The organism is Streptomyces sp. Je 1-4 4N24 (assembly GCF_026239515.1).
In the GTDB taxonomy this organism is placed as follows: Bacteria; Actinomycetota; Actinomycetes; order Streptomycetales; family Streptomycetaceae; genus Streptomyces; species Streptomyces nigrescens.
In genome coordinates, this window is the sequence record NZ_CP110836.1 from 5,120,231 (window position 1) to 5,135,639 (window position 15,409).

At 71.8% G+C, this 15,409-nt stretch carries 12 protein-coding genes; 8 read left to right on the forward strand and 4 right to left on the reverse strand.

Going from position 1 to position 15,409, the window contains the following annotated elements; translation table 11 throughout:
- The first annotated feature begins 2 nt into the window (after nt 1–2).
- Genes nuoL through nuoN form a run of 3 tightly spaced genes read left to right on the forward strand, consistent with a single transcriptional unit; the run spans nt 3 to nt 5,197 of the window.
- Complete coding sequence (gene nuoL / locus SLV14N_RS22370) at nt 3–1,886, forward strand: NADH-quinone oxidoreductase subunit L (RefSeq protein ID WP_208683071.1); 1,884 nt, start codon at nt 3–5, stop codon at nt 1,884–1,886.
- A 3-nt stretch (nt 1,887–1,889) separates the two neighbouring features.
- Complete coding sequence (locus SLV14N_RS22375) at nt 1,890–3,548, forward strand: NADH-quinone oxidoreductase subunit M (protein WP_263270789.1); 1,659 nt, start codon at nt 1,890–1,892, stop codon at nt 3,546–3,548.
- Nucleotides 3,545–5,197, forward strand: coding sequence for an NADH-quinone oxidoreductase subunit NuoN (nuoN, locus tag SLV14N_RS22380; RefSeq protein ID WP_127151706.1), 1,653 nt, complete (start codon nt 3,545–3,547; stop codon nt 5,195–5,197). The genes SLV14N_RS22375 and nuoN overlap by 4 nt, the downstream gene beginning before the upstream one ends.
- A gap of 82 nt (nt 5,198–5,279) precedes the next feature.
- Here nuoN and SLV14N_RS22385 read toward each other — a convergent pair whose 3' ends face one another.
- The 3 genes from SLV14N_RS22385 to fahA all read right to left on the reverse strand — a co-directional run bounded on the left by SLV14N_RS22385 (nt 5,280) and on the right by fahA (nt 7,805).
- Nucleotides 5,280–5,771: a hypothetical protein gene (locus SLV14N_RS22385; RefSeq protein ID WP_208683080.1), complete on the reverse strand. Its 492-nt coding sequence runs from the start codon at nt 5,769–5,771 to the stop codon at nt 5,280–5,282.
- A 181-nt stretch (nt 5,772–5,952) separates the two neighbouring features.
- Nucleotides 5,953–6,606, reverse strand: coding sequence for a GPP34 family phosphoprotein (locus SLV14N_RS22390; protein ID WP_263270792.1), 654 nt, complete (start codon nt 6,604–6,606; stop codon nt 5,953–5,955).
- Nucleotides 6,603–7,805: a fumarylacetoacetase gene (fahA, locus tag SLV14N_RS22395; protein WP_263270793.1), complete on the reverse strand. Its 1,203-nt coding sequence runs from the start codon at nt 7,803–7,805 to the stop codon at nt 6,603–6,605. Before fahA ends, SLV14N_RS22390 begins: the two co-directional genes overlap by 4 nt.
- Nucleotides 7,806–8,088: 283 nt before the next feature.
- On the opposite strand from fahA, the gene SLV14N_RS22400 reads away from it, so the two are divergent.
- From SLV14N_RS22400 to SLV14N_RS22420, 5 genes are all read left to right on the forward strand, one after another.
- Entirely contained in the window at nt 8,089–9,291 is a 1,203-nt protein-coding gene (locus SLV14N_RS22400; RefSeq protein ID WP_263270795.1) for an FAD-dependent oxidoreductase, read from the forward strand.
- A gap of 514 nt (nt 9,292–9,805) precedes the next feature.
- Entirely contained in the window at nt 9,806–10,819 is a 1,014-nt protein-coding gene (locus SLV14N_RS22405) for a polyprenyl synthetase family protein (protein ID WP_018090956.1), read from the forward strand.
- A gap of 279 nt (nt 10,820–11,098) precedes the next feature.
- Nucleotides 11,099–12,355 (forward strand): DUF2092 domain-containing protein, encoded by a 1,257-nt coding sequence (locus SLV14N_RS22410; RefSeq protein ID WP_263270797.1) that lies wholly within the window; start codon nt 11,099–11,101, stop codon nt 12,353–12,355.
- 91 nt (nt 12,356–12,446) lie between these two features.
- Complete coding sequence (locus SLV14N_RS22415) at nt 12,447–13,511, forward strand: ABC transporter ATP-binding protein (protein ID WP_263270798.1); 1,065 nt, start codon at nt 12,447–12,449, stop codon at nt 13,509–13,511.
- Nucleotides 13,498–14,376: an ABC transporter permease gene (locus SLV14N_RS22420; protein WP_263270800.1), complete on the forward strand. Its 879-nt coding sequence runs from the start codon at nt 13,498–13,500 to the stop codon at nt 14,374–14,376. Before SLV14N_RS22415 ends, SLV14N_RS22420 begins: the two co-directional genes overlap by 14 nt.
- Here the strand turns inward: SLV14N_RS22420 and rarD are convergent.
- On the reverse strand, nt 14,366–15,400 hold the full coding sequence (gene rarD, locus SLV14N_RS22425) for an EamA family transporter RarD (RefSeq protein WP_263270801.1): 1,035 nt from the start codon (nt 15,398–15,400) through the stop codon (nt 14,366–14,368). The genes SLV14N_RS22420 and rarD overlap by 11 nt on opposite strands.
- Nucleotides 15,401–15,409: the final 9 nt, after the last annotated feature.

The following is a 15,409-nucleotide window of genomic DNA, read 5'->3' on the forward strand; positions in this document are numbered from 1 at the left end:
AAGTGGAGAACTTGATCGCGCTGCTTGTCGCGGCACCGCTGGTCGGTGCGGCCCTGCTGCTGTGCGGCGGCACCCGACTCGACCGCACCGGCCACTTGATCGGCACGCTGTTCTCGGTGGCGTCGTTCGCCCTCGGGGTGGTGCTCTTCGCCGACATGCTCGGCAGGGGCGCCGAGGACCGTGCCCTGCATCAGCACCTGTTCAGCTGGATCCCGGTGGGCGGCTTCCAGGCCGACATCGCCTTCCAGCTCGACCAGCTGTCCATGACGTTCGTCCTGCTGATCACCGGTGTCGGCTCGCTGATCCACATCTATTCGATCGGCTATATGGAGCACGACGAGCGGCGCCGCCGCTTCTTCGGCTACCTCAATCTCTTCCTCGCGGCGATGCTGCTGCTCGTCCTCGCCGACAACTACCTCCTGCTGTACGTCGGCTGGGAGGGCGTCGGCCTCGCCTCGTACCTGCTCATCGGGTTCTGGCAGCACAAGCCGAGCGCGGCCACCGCTGCCAAGAAGGCGTTCCTCGTCAACCGTGTCGGCGACATGGGCCTGTCCATCGCCATCATGCTGATGTTCACGACGTTCGGGACCTTCGCCTTCGGCCCGGTGCTCGCCGCGACCGGTGACACCTCCGAGGGCAAGCTGACCGCCCTCGGGCTGATGCTGCTGCTGGCCGCCTGCGGTAAGTCGGCGCAGGTGCCGCTGCAGTCCTGGCTCGGCGACGCGATGGAGGGCCCGACCCCGGTCTCGGCCCTGATCCACGCCGCCACGATGGTCACCGCAGGGGTGTATCTGATCACCCGCTCCGGGCCGATCTTCAATGAGGCCCCGACCGCCCAGCTGGCGGTCGTCGTGGTCGGTGCGGTCACCCTCCTCTTCGGTGCGATCGTCGGTTGCGCCAAGGACGACATCAAGAAGGCGCTGGCCGGTTCGACGATGTCGCAGATCGGCTACATGATCCTGGCCGCCGGCCTCGGCCCGATCGGCTACGCCTTCGCGATCATGCACCTGGTCACCCACGGCTTCTTCAAGGCGGGCCTCTTCCTCGGCGCCGGTTCCGTGATGCACGGGATGAACGACGAGGTGGACATGCGCCGTTACGGCGGCCTGCGGAAGTACATGCCGGTCACCTTCATCACCTTCGGCCTCGGCTATCTGGCGATCATCGGCTTCCCCGGTCTGTCCGGCTTCTTCTCCAAGGACAAGATCATCGAGGCGGCGTTCGCCCGGGGCGGCACCGAGGGCTGGATCCTCGGCGGCGCGGCCCTGCTGGGCGCCGCGATCACCGCCTTCTACATGACGCGGGTGATGCTGATGACGTTCTTCGGCGAGAAGCGCTGGGACCCCAGCGAGGTGCATCCGCACGAGTCACCGAAGGTCATGACGGTCCCGATGATCGTGCTGGCCGTCGGATCGGTCTTCGCGGGCGGGCTGTTCAGCGTCAACGAGGCCTTTGTGAAGTGGCTGGAGCCGGTCACCTCGTTCGCGCACGGCCACTCCCCGCTCAGCGCCACCACGGTCACCGCCTCGACGATCGTGGTGCTGCTCATCGGGGTCGGCATGGCCTGGGCGATGTACGGCCGCAAGCCCGTCCCGGCGCTCGCCCCACGCGGCTCGCTGCTGACCCGGGCCGCCCGCCGCGATCTGCTCCAGGACGACTTCAACCACATCGTCTTCGTGCGCGGCGGCGAAGAGCTCACCGGCACCCTCGTCCGGGTCGACCGCTCCCTCGTGGACGGTGCGGTCAATGGCACGGCGGCGTCGATGGGCGGACTGTCCGGCCTGCTGCGCCGGTTGCAGACCGGATTCGTCCGTTCGTACGCGGTCCAGATGCTGGGCGGGGCCGCCGTTCTCGTCGCCGCGACCCTGCTGATGAGGGGTGTCTGAGCCATGTCGTTTCCCCTGCTGACGGCGGTGGCCGTGGTGCCGGCGGTCGGTGCGATCGCCACCGCCGCGCTGCCCGCCGCCAAGCGCACCGCGGCCAAATGGCTCGCGCTGTTCTTCTCGCTGGCCACCTTCGCGCTGGCCCTGGTCGTCGCGTTCCGCTTCGACCCCGGTGCGAAGGGCCCCTTCCAGCTCACCGAGTCGCATGCCTGGATCAGTGACTTCGGTGTGCGCTACGAACTCGGCGTGGACGGCATCGCGGTCGCCCTGATCGCGCTGACCACCCTGCTGATCCCCTTCATCATCCTGGCGGGCTGGCATGACGCCGACCCCCTGGAAGAGGCCACGCCCAACCGGCGCTGGCGGCCCACCCAGGGCTTCTTCGCGCTGATCCTGGCGGTCGAGGCGATGGTGGTCATCTCCTTCGAGGCCACCGATGTCTTCCTCTTCTACATCTTCTTCGAAGCCATGCTGATCCCGATGTACTTCCTCATCGGCGGCTTCGGGGACCGGGCGGGCGGGGACGGTGAGGAGCGGTCCGCGAACCGGCGGTCGTACGCCGCGGTGAAGTTCCTGCTCTACAACCTCGCCGGCGGACTGATCATGCTGGCCGCGGTGATCGGGCTGTACGCCGTCACCGCCGACCAGCTCGGCACCGGCACCTTCTCGCTGCAGCAGATCGTCGAGGCACGGGCGGCCGGCAAGCTGGACATCGCCACCGGCACCGAGCGGCTGCTCTTCCTCGGCTTCTTCTTCGCGTTCGCGGTGAAGGCGCCGCTGTGGCCGCTGCACACCTGGCTGCCGGGCGCCATGGGCGAGTCCACCGCGCCGGTCGCGGTGCTGATCACCGCGGTGGTCGACAAGGTCGGCACGTTCGCGATGCTCCGCTTCTGCCTCCAGCTCTTCCCGGAGGCCAGCAGCTGGGCGACGCCCGCCATCCTGGTGCTCGCGCTGATCAGTGTGCTCTACGGCGCGCTGCTGGCGGTCGCCCAGCGGGACATCAAGCGGCTGATCGCCTATGCCTCGATCTCCCACTTCGGCTTCATCATCCTGGGCATCTTCGCGATGACGACCCAGGGCCAGAGCGGCGCGACGCTCTACATGGTCAACCACGGCATCTCGACTGCCGCGCTGATGCTGGTGGCCGGCTTCCTGATCAGCCGCCGCGGCTCGCGGCTGATCGCGGACTACGGCGGTGTCCAGAAGGTCGCCCCGGTCCTCGCCGGCACGTTCCTCATCGGCGGCCTCGCCACCCTGTCGCTGCCCGGCCTGGCACCGTTCATCAGCGAATTCCTGGTCCTGGTCGGCACGTTCAGCCGCTATCCGGTGATCGGCATCATCGCCACCCTGGGCATCGTCCTCGCCGCGCTGTACGTCCTCGTGCTCTACCAGCGGACGATGACCGGGCCGGTGAAGGCCGAGGTGAAGAGCATGCCCGATCTCCGGGTGCGGGAGCTGGTGGTGGTGGCGCCGCTGATCGCGCTGCTGCTCTTCCTCGGTGTGTATCCGAAGCCGCTCACCGACCTCGTCGATCCGGCGGTCGGCCACACCCTGTCCGTCGTGGACAAGAAGGACCCCAAGCCCGCTGTGAAGGTGGACGCCGTGCCCGGCCAGGGCCGGCCCGGCCATGCCGTGCATGATCAAGACGTGGAGGCCGCGAAGTGAGTTCCGTGGCAAGTGTCCACAGCCTGTGGACAGTGGCGGCCGGCGCACCGGGCAAGATCCCGGCGCCGCACATCGAGTACGCCCAGCTGTCGCCGACGCTGATCGTTCTGGGCGCGGCCGTGATCGGCATCGTCATCGAGGCGTTCGTACCGCGCCGGCACCGCTACTCCTCCCAGCTGCTGCTGGCCCTGGTGGCGCTGGCGGCCGCGTTCGCCGCGGTGATCGGTCTGGCGGCCGGCGGCTTCGGCTCGGCCAAGGCGCATATCGCCGCCATGGGCGCCCTCGCCGTCGACGGGCCCGCACTGTTCCTGCAGGGCACGATCCTGCTGGTGTCCCTGGTCGCCGTCTTCACCTTCGCCGAGCGCCGGCTCGACCCGGCGGCGCACGGCAACCACGTGGACTCCTTCGCCGCGCAGCCCGCGGCCGTCCCCGGCGGCGCCGCCGAACAGGCCGCGGTCAAGGCCGGGTTCACCACCACCGAGGTCTTCCCGATCGCGCTCTTCGCGGTCGGCGGCATGCTGGTCTTCCCGGCGGCCAATGACCTGCTGACCCTCTTCATCGCGCTGGAGGTCTTCTCCCTCCCGCTGTACATCCTGTGTGCGCTGGCCCGCCGCCAGCGGCTGCTGTCGCAGGAGGCCGCGGTGAAGTACTTCCTCCTCGGCGCCTTCTCGTCCGCCTTCCTGCTGTTCGGCGTGGCCCTGCTGTACGGCTACGCGGGCACGGTCACCTACGCCGGGATCGCCGAGGTGATCTCGGACGGTGCCAAGCAGATCGATCCGGCGCTGGCCGGCGCCATGGGCAGTGACGCCCTGCTGCTGATCGGTGCGGCGCTGGTGCTGATGGGGCTGCTGTTCAAGGTCGGCGCGGTCCCGTTCCACATGTGGACCCCGGACGTCTACCAAGGCGCCCCGACCCCGGTCACCGGCTTCATGGCGGCCGCCACCAAGGTCGCGGCGTTCGGTGCGCTGCTGCGCCTGCTGTATGTCGTCCTGCCGGGGATGCGCTGGGACTGGCAGCCGGTGATGTGGGGCGTCGCGATCATCACGATGCTGGGCGGGGCGATCGTCGCCATCACCCAGACCGACATCAAGCGGCTGCTGGCCTACTCCTCCATCGCACACGCCGGTTTCATCCTCGCCGGTGTCATCGCCACCAGCGAGGAGGGCATCTCCTCGGTGCTCTTCTACCTCGGCGCCTACTCCTTCGTGACCCTCGGCGCCTTCGCCGTCGTCACCCTGGTGCGGGACGCCGGCGGCGAGGCCACCCAGCTGTCCAAGTGGGCGGGGCTCGGCCGGCGTTCGCCGCTGGTGGCCGCGGTCTTCGCGGTCTTCCTGCTCGCCTTCGCGGGCATCCCGCTGACCTCCGGGTTCGCCGGGAAGTTCGCGGTCTTCAAGGCGGCGGCGCAGAGCGGCGCGGGCTGGCTGGTGGTGGTCGGTGTGCTCTCGTCGGCCATCGCCGCGTTCTTCTACATCCGCGTCATCGTGCTGATGTTCTTCAACGAGCCCAAGGCGGACGGCCCGACCGTCGCGGTGCCCAGCCCGCTGACGACCACGGCCATCGCCATCGGCGTCGCGGTCACCCTGGTGCTCGGTCTGGCGCCGCAGTACTTCCTCGATCTGGCCGGCCAGGCCGGGGTCTTCGTGCGCTGAGCACGGGCCGCGCGGTACGGCAACGGCCGCTGCCCGGAGCCCTCGGGGGGTTCCGGGCGGCGGCCGTGTGCCGGGCGGGCGGTCAGCTCTTGGGCATCCCGCTCGGCATCTCGGGCATGTCGGGGATCTTCACGCTGCCGTCGCTCGACTTCGTGTACTTCTCGGTGGGGCCGTTCTTCCAGTCGACGGTCAGGGTCTTGCCGTCCGCGCCGGGCTTGAGGGTGCCCATGGTGCGGGTGGTGTCCCCGTCGGTGCACTTGACGGCGGCCATGGTCATCCCGGCCATCTCCTGGACCTTGCCCAGACAGGCGGACTTGTGCCCGTTGCTGAACGCGACGGTGCCCTTGGTGATCACCAGGATCAGCTGGTTGCTCTTCGGGCCGCTCTTCCAGGCGCCCTCGACCGCGGCGGGGCTCGCGGGCTTGTCGGCGCCTCCCGGAGTCGACGGCGCGGCGTCCGGCGACTTGCTCGGCTTGCTGTCGTTGCCGGTCTCGTTGCCGCCGCTGCTTCCGCAACCGCTGAGCAGCATCGCGGCGATGGCTGCCGCCCCGGCGATCTGCGCTGCCTTGCGCACGTACGTCTCCTCCGTTGTGGGTCAGGAGACGTGAGGCTAGCAGCGGCTGTGGGCGGCGGCCTGTGCCGTCGCCCGGATTGCGGCAGCGCCGGTACGGAGTTGGTGTGCGGCTGTGACGTAGGAGCGCCCTTGAGGCGACAAGACGGGGTATCCCGGGCGGACCGGACCGGGCCGGGCCGGTTCAGGAGGAGGCCGCATTCGACCCCGCCTCCTTGTCCTGGCGGACCGCGCGCTGCACCGCATATGTCATCCAGAACTCCCGCGCGAACCGCTTCATCTCGCGGCGCACGGGGCGGTAGCCGCGGCTGAGCAGAAGCCGGCGGTCCAGGTCGGTCGCCGAGGCCAGCGCGGCCATCAGCCGGCCCCGCCGGTCCGGGAACCCGGCGTCGAGCGCCGCGGCGAAGCGCTCCCGGACCGGGCCGACGAGATCCACCGCCCCGGCCGGGAAGCGCTCGTACGGGAACAGACCCAGGGCGCGCCGGGTCTCCCGGCGCAGTGCGCGGCGCTGCTCCAGCCGGCGCACACACAGCTCCTGGACCGGCCGCCCGGCCCGGCGCACCCAGCGCTCCGCCTTGATGCCCCGGCCCCGCTTGTCCGGGCCGGGCAGCGCCGCCAGCGCGCCGCCCAGCACCGGATCACCCAGCGGCAGGGGATTGCTCACCGTGATCCGGTCGCCGCCCCCGACGGTGATCCGCCCGGCCTCCTCCAGATCGGCGAGCGCCGCGCCGGCCAGTCCGTACCGCAGGTAGCTGGCGTGGTTCAGGAACCGGCCGCGTTCCGGTTCGAGGGCGAGCAGCAGCAGCTCCTCCGGGAGGGTGAGCGGTGTGCCGGTCATCCCGCGGGCAGGATGCGGCCGGTGACCTCGCCCAGGCCGATCCGGGCGCCCCCGGGGCCGGGCGACCAGGCGGTGAGGGTGACCTCGTCGCCGTCCTGGAGGTAGGGGCCCTTGCCCTGGGTGAGTTCCAGCAGGCAGCCGAGCTGGTCGGGGTCGGGCCCGGAGACGGTGCCGGAGGCGAACAGATCGCCGGTGCGCAGCGAGGCGCCGTTGACGGTCATATGGGCGAGCTGCTGGGCGGCCGTCCAGTACATGGCGGAGAACGGCGGCCGGGAGACCGTCTCGCCGTTGATGCGCACCTCGATACGGATGTCGATACCGCCCGGTTCCGCGCCCGCGTCGTCGAGGTAGGGCAGCAGTGGGAAGTCCCGGGCGGGCGGCGGTGTACGGGCCTCGTCGAGGGCGTCGAGCGGGGTGATCCAGGCGGAGACGGAGGTGGCGAAGGACTTGCCGAGGAAGGGGCCGAGCGGCACGTACTCCCAGGCCTGGATGTCGCGCGCCGACCAGTCGTTGAGGAGGCAGACGCCGAAGACATGGTCGCGGAAGGCGCCCAGGGCGACGGGCTCGTGGAGCGTGGAGGGCGCACCGACGACAAAGCCGACCTCGGCCTCGATGTCGAGGCGGACGGACGGGCCGAAGGAGGGCGCCTCGTCCGCGGGGGCCTTGCGCTGGCCGTGCGGCCGTACGACCGGGGTGCCGGTGACGACCACGGTGCCCGCCCGGCCGTGGTAACCGATCGGCAGATGCTTCCAGTTGGGGGTCAGCGCCGCGTCGTTCGGGCGGAAGATCCGGCCGACGTTGGTGGCGTGGTGCTCGCTGGCGTAGAAGTCGACGTAGTCGGCGACCTCGAAGGGGAGGTGCAGCGTGACCCCGTCCAGCGGGTGGAACAGCGGCGCCACCTCGTCGTGGTGCGCGGGGTCGGTCACGGCGGCGTGGACGGCCGCGCGGATCTGCTGCCAGACGGGGCGGCCGGCGGCCAGCAGCGGGTTGAGGGTCGGCGCCGCGAGCAGTTCGGCGTGCGGATGGATGGCGGCGGGCAGCGCGCTGGGCAGGGCGCTCAGATCGAGGACCTGGTTGCCGTAGCGGACGCCGAGGCGGCGCCGGTCGGGCGCGTCGGCGGTGCTGAAGACGCCGTAGGGGAGGTTGTGCGGGCCGAAGGGATCGCCTTCCGCCAGGTCGAACGGGCTCTGCTCGGGCATGGACAGCTCCTCGCGTGCGTCGTCGCCGGTGGGCGGCCGGGGCCTGGTGGCCCGCGGGCCGTGGGGCCGTCGATCAGAGTACGGCCGGGCGGTGATCAGCGGGGCGGTCCCGGGGCGTGATGGCGTGGATGCGTACGCAGAGGGTGGGCGGGGGCGCGGTGTGCTGCGCCCCACGCATCGGTCATGTCCGGAAAAGCCTTGCCGCACTGCGCAATTCAGGCCTAACTTCCTTCCCTGGCCGACGCGGCCGGACTGCCGTTCTTCACATGGGGGAGGGACCGAAGTGAGCACTCCGGTAGCGGTCATCGGAGCCGGTCCGTACGGCCTGTCGGCGGCCGCGCATCTACGGGCGTACGGCCTGCCGGTGCGCGTCTTCGGGCAGCCGATGGTGAGCTGGCGCACCCGGATGCCCGCGGGCATGCTGCTCACCTCGCCGCCCGCGGCCTCCAGCATCGGCGTCCCCCGGCCCGGCCACACCCTCGGCGACTTCTGCGCGGCGACGGGGGAGGGGTCCTACGTCTCGGACCGGGACCTGCTCCCCGTGGAGACCTTCGTGCGGTACGGGCAGTGGGTGCAGCAGCGGCTGGTCCCCGGTCTGGAGCAGGTCCGGGTGGTCTCGGTCGACCGGCGGGCCGACGGCTTCGAGCTGAAGCTGGACAGCGGTGAGCAGCTCGGCGCGCGGGCGGTGGTCGTCGCCACCGGCCTGACCGGACTGGCGCAGCTGCCGCCGGAACTGGCCGCCGCGATCCCGGACGGCCCGTCCGCCACCGGGCCGGTCTCGCACAGTTCGCAGCACCACGATCTGTCCGCGCTGGCCGGGCGGGACGTGGTGGTGATCGGCGCCGGGCAGTCGGCGCTGGAGAGCGCGGTGCTGCTCACCGAGGCGGGCGCGGCGGCCGTACGGGTGGTGGCGCGCGGCCCCGCCGCGGTGGGCTTCGGCCCGCCGCCGGACCGCCGGCCGCGGCTGCGCCCGCCGTCGCCGTCCGGCACCGCCTGGCCGCTGTACGCGCTGACCCGGCACGCCGGTGCCTTCCGCCGGCTGCCGGTGCCCGCCCGGCGCTATCTGGCGCGCCGGGTGCCCGTCCCGCTGGGGGCGTGGTGGCTGCGGGACCGCTTCACCGACCGGGTGCGGGTGACGCAGGGGCGGCGGATCGTACGGGCCACGGTTCGCGACGGCCGTCCCGTGCTGGCGCTACGCGGCGCCGACGGGCAGGGCGGGGAGGTCGTCGCCGACCATGTGCTGGCCGCGACCGGCTACCGGATGGATCTGGCGGCGCTGGACTTCCTGGGGCAGGGGCTGCGCACCGGGGTCGTGGCGCGGGCCGGCGGTCCGCTGCTGGATGCCGGCTTCGGCTCGTCCGTACCGGGGCTGTACTTCACGGGGCTGCTGGCGGCCGCCTCGTTCGGGCCGGTGATGCGCTTCGTGTGCGGCACGGAGTTCGCCTCGCCGCGGCTGGCACGGGCGGTGGCGCGGGCGTACGGGTGAGGCGGGGGCGGCCGCGCGGGCCGGTGCCGGGGTCACCTCGCGTCCGGGCCTCCTCCGGTACCCCGTATTCCGGGCGTCCTCCGGTGCCCCGTATGCCGGAGGGCGGCCTCGCCCGGTCATGACGGCAGGCGGTGCGGCGGATGCGGAAGTCGTCCTGGTCCGTGGTGTTTTCGCGACGGGTGGTGACCGGTACGTCCCCTTGGAGGCGGGGCCGTGACGGGGTGGGGTTTTCCGGCCATGCCCGGTCCGCGGGGGCCTTGCCGGAGCGGAAGCGGAACGGGGATGCTTGCCGTTGCCGGTCCGCTTCTCCGCGTGCGCCGGTGCCGCTCTTCCGCGTCGCACCCGCGTCAACAGATCACCCGGAACTTCCCGGCCGGGGGGTCGCCGTGCTTCCCGGGCGGTTCGGGGGGCGGGCGCTCACGGTGATCGAACTGCGACCGGATACGCTGGCCAATGGTGGAGACAGCGACAGATCGACATTCAGTTTGATCGTCAGCAGACAGGAGTACCCCTCGTGACCGTCGTCGGGCCCTTCGGGCTGAGCGTGCGGGACCAGGCTCTTGAGGCCGATGTCCAGGCCGGGTTGGCGGCTGTCGAGGAGGGCCTGCTGGAGGCCACCAAGAGCGACGTGCCGTTCATCACCGAGTCCGCGCAGCATCTCGTGCGCGCGGGCGGCAAGCGGTTCCGGCCGTTGCTGGTGATGCTGGCCGCCCAATTCGGTGACCCCTACAGCCCGGGTGTGGTGCCCTCCGCCGTTGTCGTGGAGCTCACGCACCTGGCGACGCTGTACCACGACGACGTGATGGACGAGGCCGATGTGCGCCGCGGGGTGGCCAGCGCCAACGCCCGCTGGGGCAACTCCGTCGCGGTGCTGACCGGCGACTTCCTGTTCGCCCGCGCCTCGCACATCCTCGCCGACCTCGGCCCCGAGGCGGTCCGGATCCAGGCCGAGGCGTTCGAACGCCTGGTGACCGGCCAGATCCTGGAGACCGCGGGCCCGCGCGACGGCCGCGACCCCATCGACCACTACCTGGACGTGCTCGCGGGCAAGACCGGCTCGCTGGTCGCTGTCGCCTGCCGCTTCGGCGCGATGATGTCGGGCGCCGAGGAGTCGACGGTCAACATCCTCACCCAGTACGGCGAGCGGCTCGGTACGGCCTTCCAGCTGGCCGACGACGTCCTGGACATCGCCAGCGACTCGCACGAGTCGGGCAAGACGCCCGGTACGGATCTGCGTGAGGGCATCCCGACGCTGCCGGTGCTGCGGCTGCGGGCGCGGGCCGAAAGCGCCGCCGGCACCCCCGAGGACCGGGCGCTGTGCGAGCTGCTGGCCGGCGACCTCACCGACGACGCACGGCACGCCGAGGCGCTGGCCGGTCTGCGCGCCCACCCGGCGCTCGAAGAGGCCCGCCGCGACACCGTGCGCTATGCGCAGGAGGCCCGCGCGATGCTGGCCCCGCTGTCCTCATGCATGGCCAGGTCCGCCCTCGAAGGGCTCTGCGACGCGGTGGTGCACCGGGCGGGCTGAGGCCTCCCGCCGCGCCTGCCCCTAGGGTGTGTCCCCGCATCCCCCAGGGCGTGTCCCCGCGTCCCCTAGGGAATGCTCCGCCTTCTGTCGTACGGGCTCCGCCCTGAGGTGACCGGGCGTCATACCTCAGCAGTAGGACGAGTTGCTCCCGCGGGCTGACGTTTTCTGCCGCGCGATTTGGTGAGATGGAACCACCTGAGCGCGGCGGACAGGTCACCATGACCCCAGGGGGACACGTGGACAGCACAGCAGCCGCCGCACACGACGGAGGTAGGGCAGATGCCACGGAACGAACCGACCGAGGTCACCGACGGATGGGACGCGGAGCGCTCCACGAGGCGCCGTAAGGCGGTGCGGTATGGCGTGCCGGTCGTGGTGGCGGGGGTGGCGGCAGCCACGATGGTCCCGGCGTTCGCCGGCTCCGGTTCTCCGGACCTGCCGAAAATCTCGGCACAGAACCTGATAGCCAAGGTCGCCAAGTCGGATGTCCAGCAGCTCTCCGGCACGGTCCGGGTCACCACGGACCTCGGTCTGCCCGCCCTGCCGGGCGTCGGCGGCGGAGCGGGCGGCTTCGGCGGCGCCCCGGGCGGCGGCGAGAAGGGCGGGGACGGCGCCTCCGCAGCGCCCCAGAACAAGCTGATGGAGCTGGCGTCCGGTGCCCACACACTGCGCGTCGCGGCCGACGGCCCCGACAAGCAGCGGGTGTCGATCGTCGACAAGGCCGCCGAGTACAGCCTCGTCCACGACGGCAACGAGCTCTGGGCGTACGACAGCGGCAGCAACACCGCCGTGCACAGCACCGCGCCCCACAGCCGCTCCGGCAAGCAGCACCGGGCCCCCGAGGGCCTGCCCAAGGACCTGAAGGGCGCGACGCCGCAGGACCTCGCGAAGCAGGCCCTGAAGGCGGCCGGTGACACGACCTCGGTCACCGTCGACGGCACCGCCAAGGTCGCCGGACGGGACGCCTACCAGCTGCTGATCAAGCCCAAGCAGGCCGGCTCCACGGTCGGCTCGATCCGGGTCGCGGTGGACGCCGAGAACGGCACGCCGCTGAAGTTCACCCTGACTCCCAAGAGCGGTGGCGCGGCCGCCGTCGACATCGGCTACACCAACGTCGACTTCGCCAAGCCCGCCGCGAGCAACTTCGACTTCACCCCGCCCAAGGGCGCCAAGGTCGTCGAGGGCGACAAGGAGCGTGCGACGGCGCAGCGCGAGCACGGCAAGGACGCCCCGTCCCGCAAGGAGCTCGCCAAGGACATGGGCGGGCTGAACGTCATCGGCAAGGGCTGGACGTCCATCGCCACGATCAAGGGCGAGGGCGCCGGTCTGCCCTCCGGCAAGGACAAGGGCGAGGGCGCGGGCGGTGACGCCGCCAAGTTCCTGGACAGCATCGGCGACAAGGTCAACGGTTCGTTCGGCTCGGGCCGGTTCTTCAGCACCCGTCTGGTCAACGCCCTGATCACGGACAACGGCACGGTCTACGTCGGCGCCGTCGACAAGCAGAGCCTGATCAACGCGGCCAACGCCGCCAAGTAACGGGCCACCACAGCCTCGCGGGACCGCCGCGCCACCCCTTCGCGGGTGGCGCGGCGCAGCCCGTGAGCCTTCGTACGACGTTGGGGGACCGATGCCGGCACCACCCGCCCCGGGGCCCGACGGGGTGCGCCCGCCCGCCGACGGGCCCGGGGCCGGGCGTCCGCCGGTCGGGGACTGGGCGATCGAGACGCGGGGGCTGACCAAGGCCTACCGCGGCGGGCGGCTCGCCGTCGACTGCCTCGATCTGGCCGTACCGCGCGGCAGCATCTTCGGCTTCCTCGGCCCCAACGGCTGTGGCAAGACCACCACCATCCGCATGCTGATGGGCCTGATCGAGGCGACCGCCGGCCACGCCCGGGTGCTCGGGCAGCCGATGCCCGCCGCGGGCCGCCGGGTGCTGCCCGAGGTCGGCGCGCTCATCGAGGGCCCGGCCCTCTACGGCTTCCTCAGCGGGCGGGACAACCTCCGCCGGTTCGACGCCGCCGACCCGGCCGCCGACCCCCGTACCCGCGGCGCGCGGGTCGGCCGGGCACTGGAGCGGGTGGGCCTGGCCGCGGTGGCGGGCAAGAAGGCGCGTGCCTACTCCCTCGGTATGAAGCAGCGGCTCGGTCTGGCCGCTGCCCTGCTCCGGCCCCGTGAGCTGCTGGTGCTCGACGAGCCCACCAACGGCCTGGACCCCCAGGGCATGCGGGAGATCCGTGCCCTGGTCCGCGAGCTGGCGGCGGACGGCACGACCGTTTTCCTCTCCTCCCACCTCCTCGACGAGATCGAGCAGGTCTGCACCCATGCCGCGGTGATGGCCCGCGGCCGGCTGATCACCCAGGGCACGGTCGCCGACCTCTCCGCCACGGTCCTCGGCCCGCACGGCCACGGCCGGCTCACGGTCACCACACCCGACACCGCGGACGCGGCCCGCGTGCTGAAGGAGCTCGGGGTGAGCGGCGTGGAGATCACCGACGACCGGGTGACGGGCGAACTCCCGGCCCCGGACGCCCCCATGGGCGGGCCGGACGGCGGGGCGCCGCGGGAGCTCGCGGACCTCAACGCCGCGCTGGTGCACGCCGGGGTACGGGTCCGTGGCTTCGGCACCGAGCGCGCCTCGCTGGAGGATGTCTTCGTGTCACTGACCGGGGAGGGCTTCGATGTCGCAGGCTGAGGCGGTGCGGCGCACGCCCCGGCCGCTGTGGTCGCTGGGGCTGCTGGGCGGCGAGATCGCCATGACGTTCCGGCGCTGGCGCACCCTCGCACTGCTGGCGGTGCTCGCGGGCGTACCGGTCCTGGTCGGCATCGCTGTCAGGATCGAGACCGGCGACGGCGGGCCGGGCGGCAGCGGTGACGGCGGCGCGGGCGGCCCGGCGTTCCTCTCCCAGGTCACCCACAACGGCCTCTTCCTGGTCTTCACCTCGCTCGCGGTGACCCTGCCGTTCTTCCTGCCGATGTCCGTCGGCGTGATCGCGGGCGACTCCCTCGCCGGTGAGGCGCACGGCGGGACGCTGCGCTACCTCCTGGTCGCCCCTGCCGGCCGCACCCGTCTGTTGCTGGTCAAATACGCCACGACCCTGACGTTCTGCCTGGTGGGCACCCTGGTGGTGGCGCTCTCCGCACTGGCGACCGGGGCACTGCTCTTCCCCCTGGGCGAGGTCACCCTGCTCTCGGGCACCTCCGTGTCCTTCGGCGAGGGGCTGCTGCGGGCGCTGGCCATCGCGGTCGCGGTGGCGCTGTCCCTGACCGGGCTGGCTGCCATCGGCCTGTTCGTCTCGACGCTCACCACCAGCGGTATCGCGGCCATGGCGACCACGGTCGGCCTGCTGATCACCGTGCAGATCCTGGACACCATTCCGCAGCTGGACGCCCTCCAGCCGTATCTCTTCCCGCACTACTGGCTGTCCTTCGCGGATCTGCTCCGCGACCCCGTCTACTGGGACCAGCTGCAGAAGAACTTCGGCCTGCAGGCGCTGTACGCCCTGGTGTTCGGCTCGGCGGCCTGGGCGCGCTTCACCACTCGGGACATCACTGCGTGAGCCCGGGGGGCCGCGGCGGCACCGTCCGCTCCGCGGTGTGCGGTGCCGCCGCCGCTGCCCGGCCCGCTTCCGCGGACTGCGCCGCCTCGGCCGCGGCCGTCTCGCCCGCGTGTGCCGCGGCCCGCGCCAGCGCCGTCCGCGCCCGCCCCGCGGTCCGCAGCGCGTCCCAGGTCAGCAGCGCCAGGGCCAGCCACACCAGCGTGAACCCGGCCCAGCGCTCCGGCGGCATCGCCTCGTGGAAGACCGTGAGCCCCAGCACGAACTGGAAGGTCGGCGCCAGATACTGCAGCATCCCGATCGTCGTCAGCGGCAGCCGCACGGCCGAGGCGCCGAAGCAGATCAGCGGCACCGCCGTCGCGATACCGCAGGCCGACAGCAGCAGCGCCTGGCCCACCCCGCCGGTGGTGAAACTGGCCTCACCGCGCAGGCCGAGGAAGACCAGAAAGCCCAGCGCGGGCAGCAGCTGCAGGGCCGTCTCGGCGCTGAAGCCCTCGATCCCGTCGAGCTTGATGCCCTTCTTGACCAGCCCGTACGTCGCGAACGAGAAGGCCAGCGCGAGCGCGATCCAGGGCACCCGGCCGTAGGCGACGGCCATCACGATGACGGCGACGGTGCCGGTCCCCACCGCCGTCCACTGCAGCGGACGCAGCCGCTCGCGCAGCAGCAGAACGCCGAAGGCGATGCTGACCAGCGGATTGATGAAGTAGCCGAGCGACGCCTCCAGCACATGCCCGGAGTTGACCGCCCAGATGTAGAGGAACCAGTTCGCCGAGATGAACAGGGTGCAGAGGAGGACCATCCCGAGCCTTCGGGGCTGCCGCAGCAGCGGGCCGATCCAGGACCAGCGGCGGAGCACGGCGAGGAGGACGACGGCGACGGGCAGCGACCACACCATGCGGTGGGCCAGGATCTCGGACGGCGAGGCGTCCTCCAGCAGCCGCCAGTAGAGCGGCAGCAGGCCCCACATGGTGTAGGCGGCGAGGCCGTAGGCGAGTCCGGTGCGCTGGTCGCTTCGAGGCTGCAAGGGGCCCTC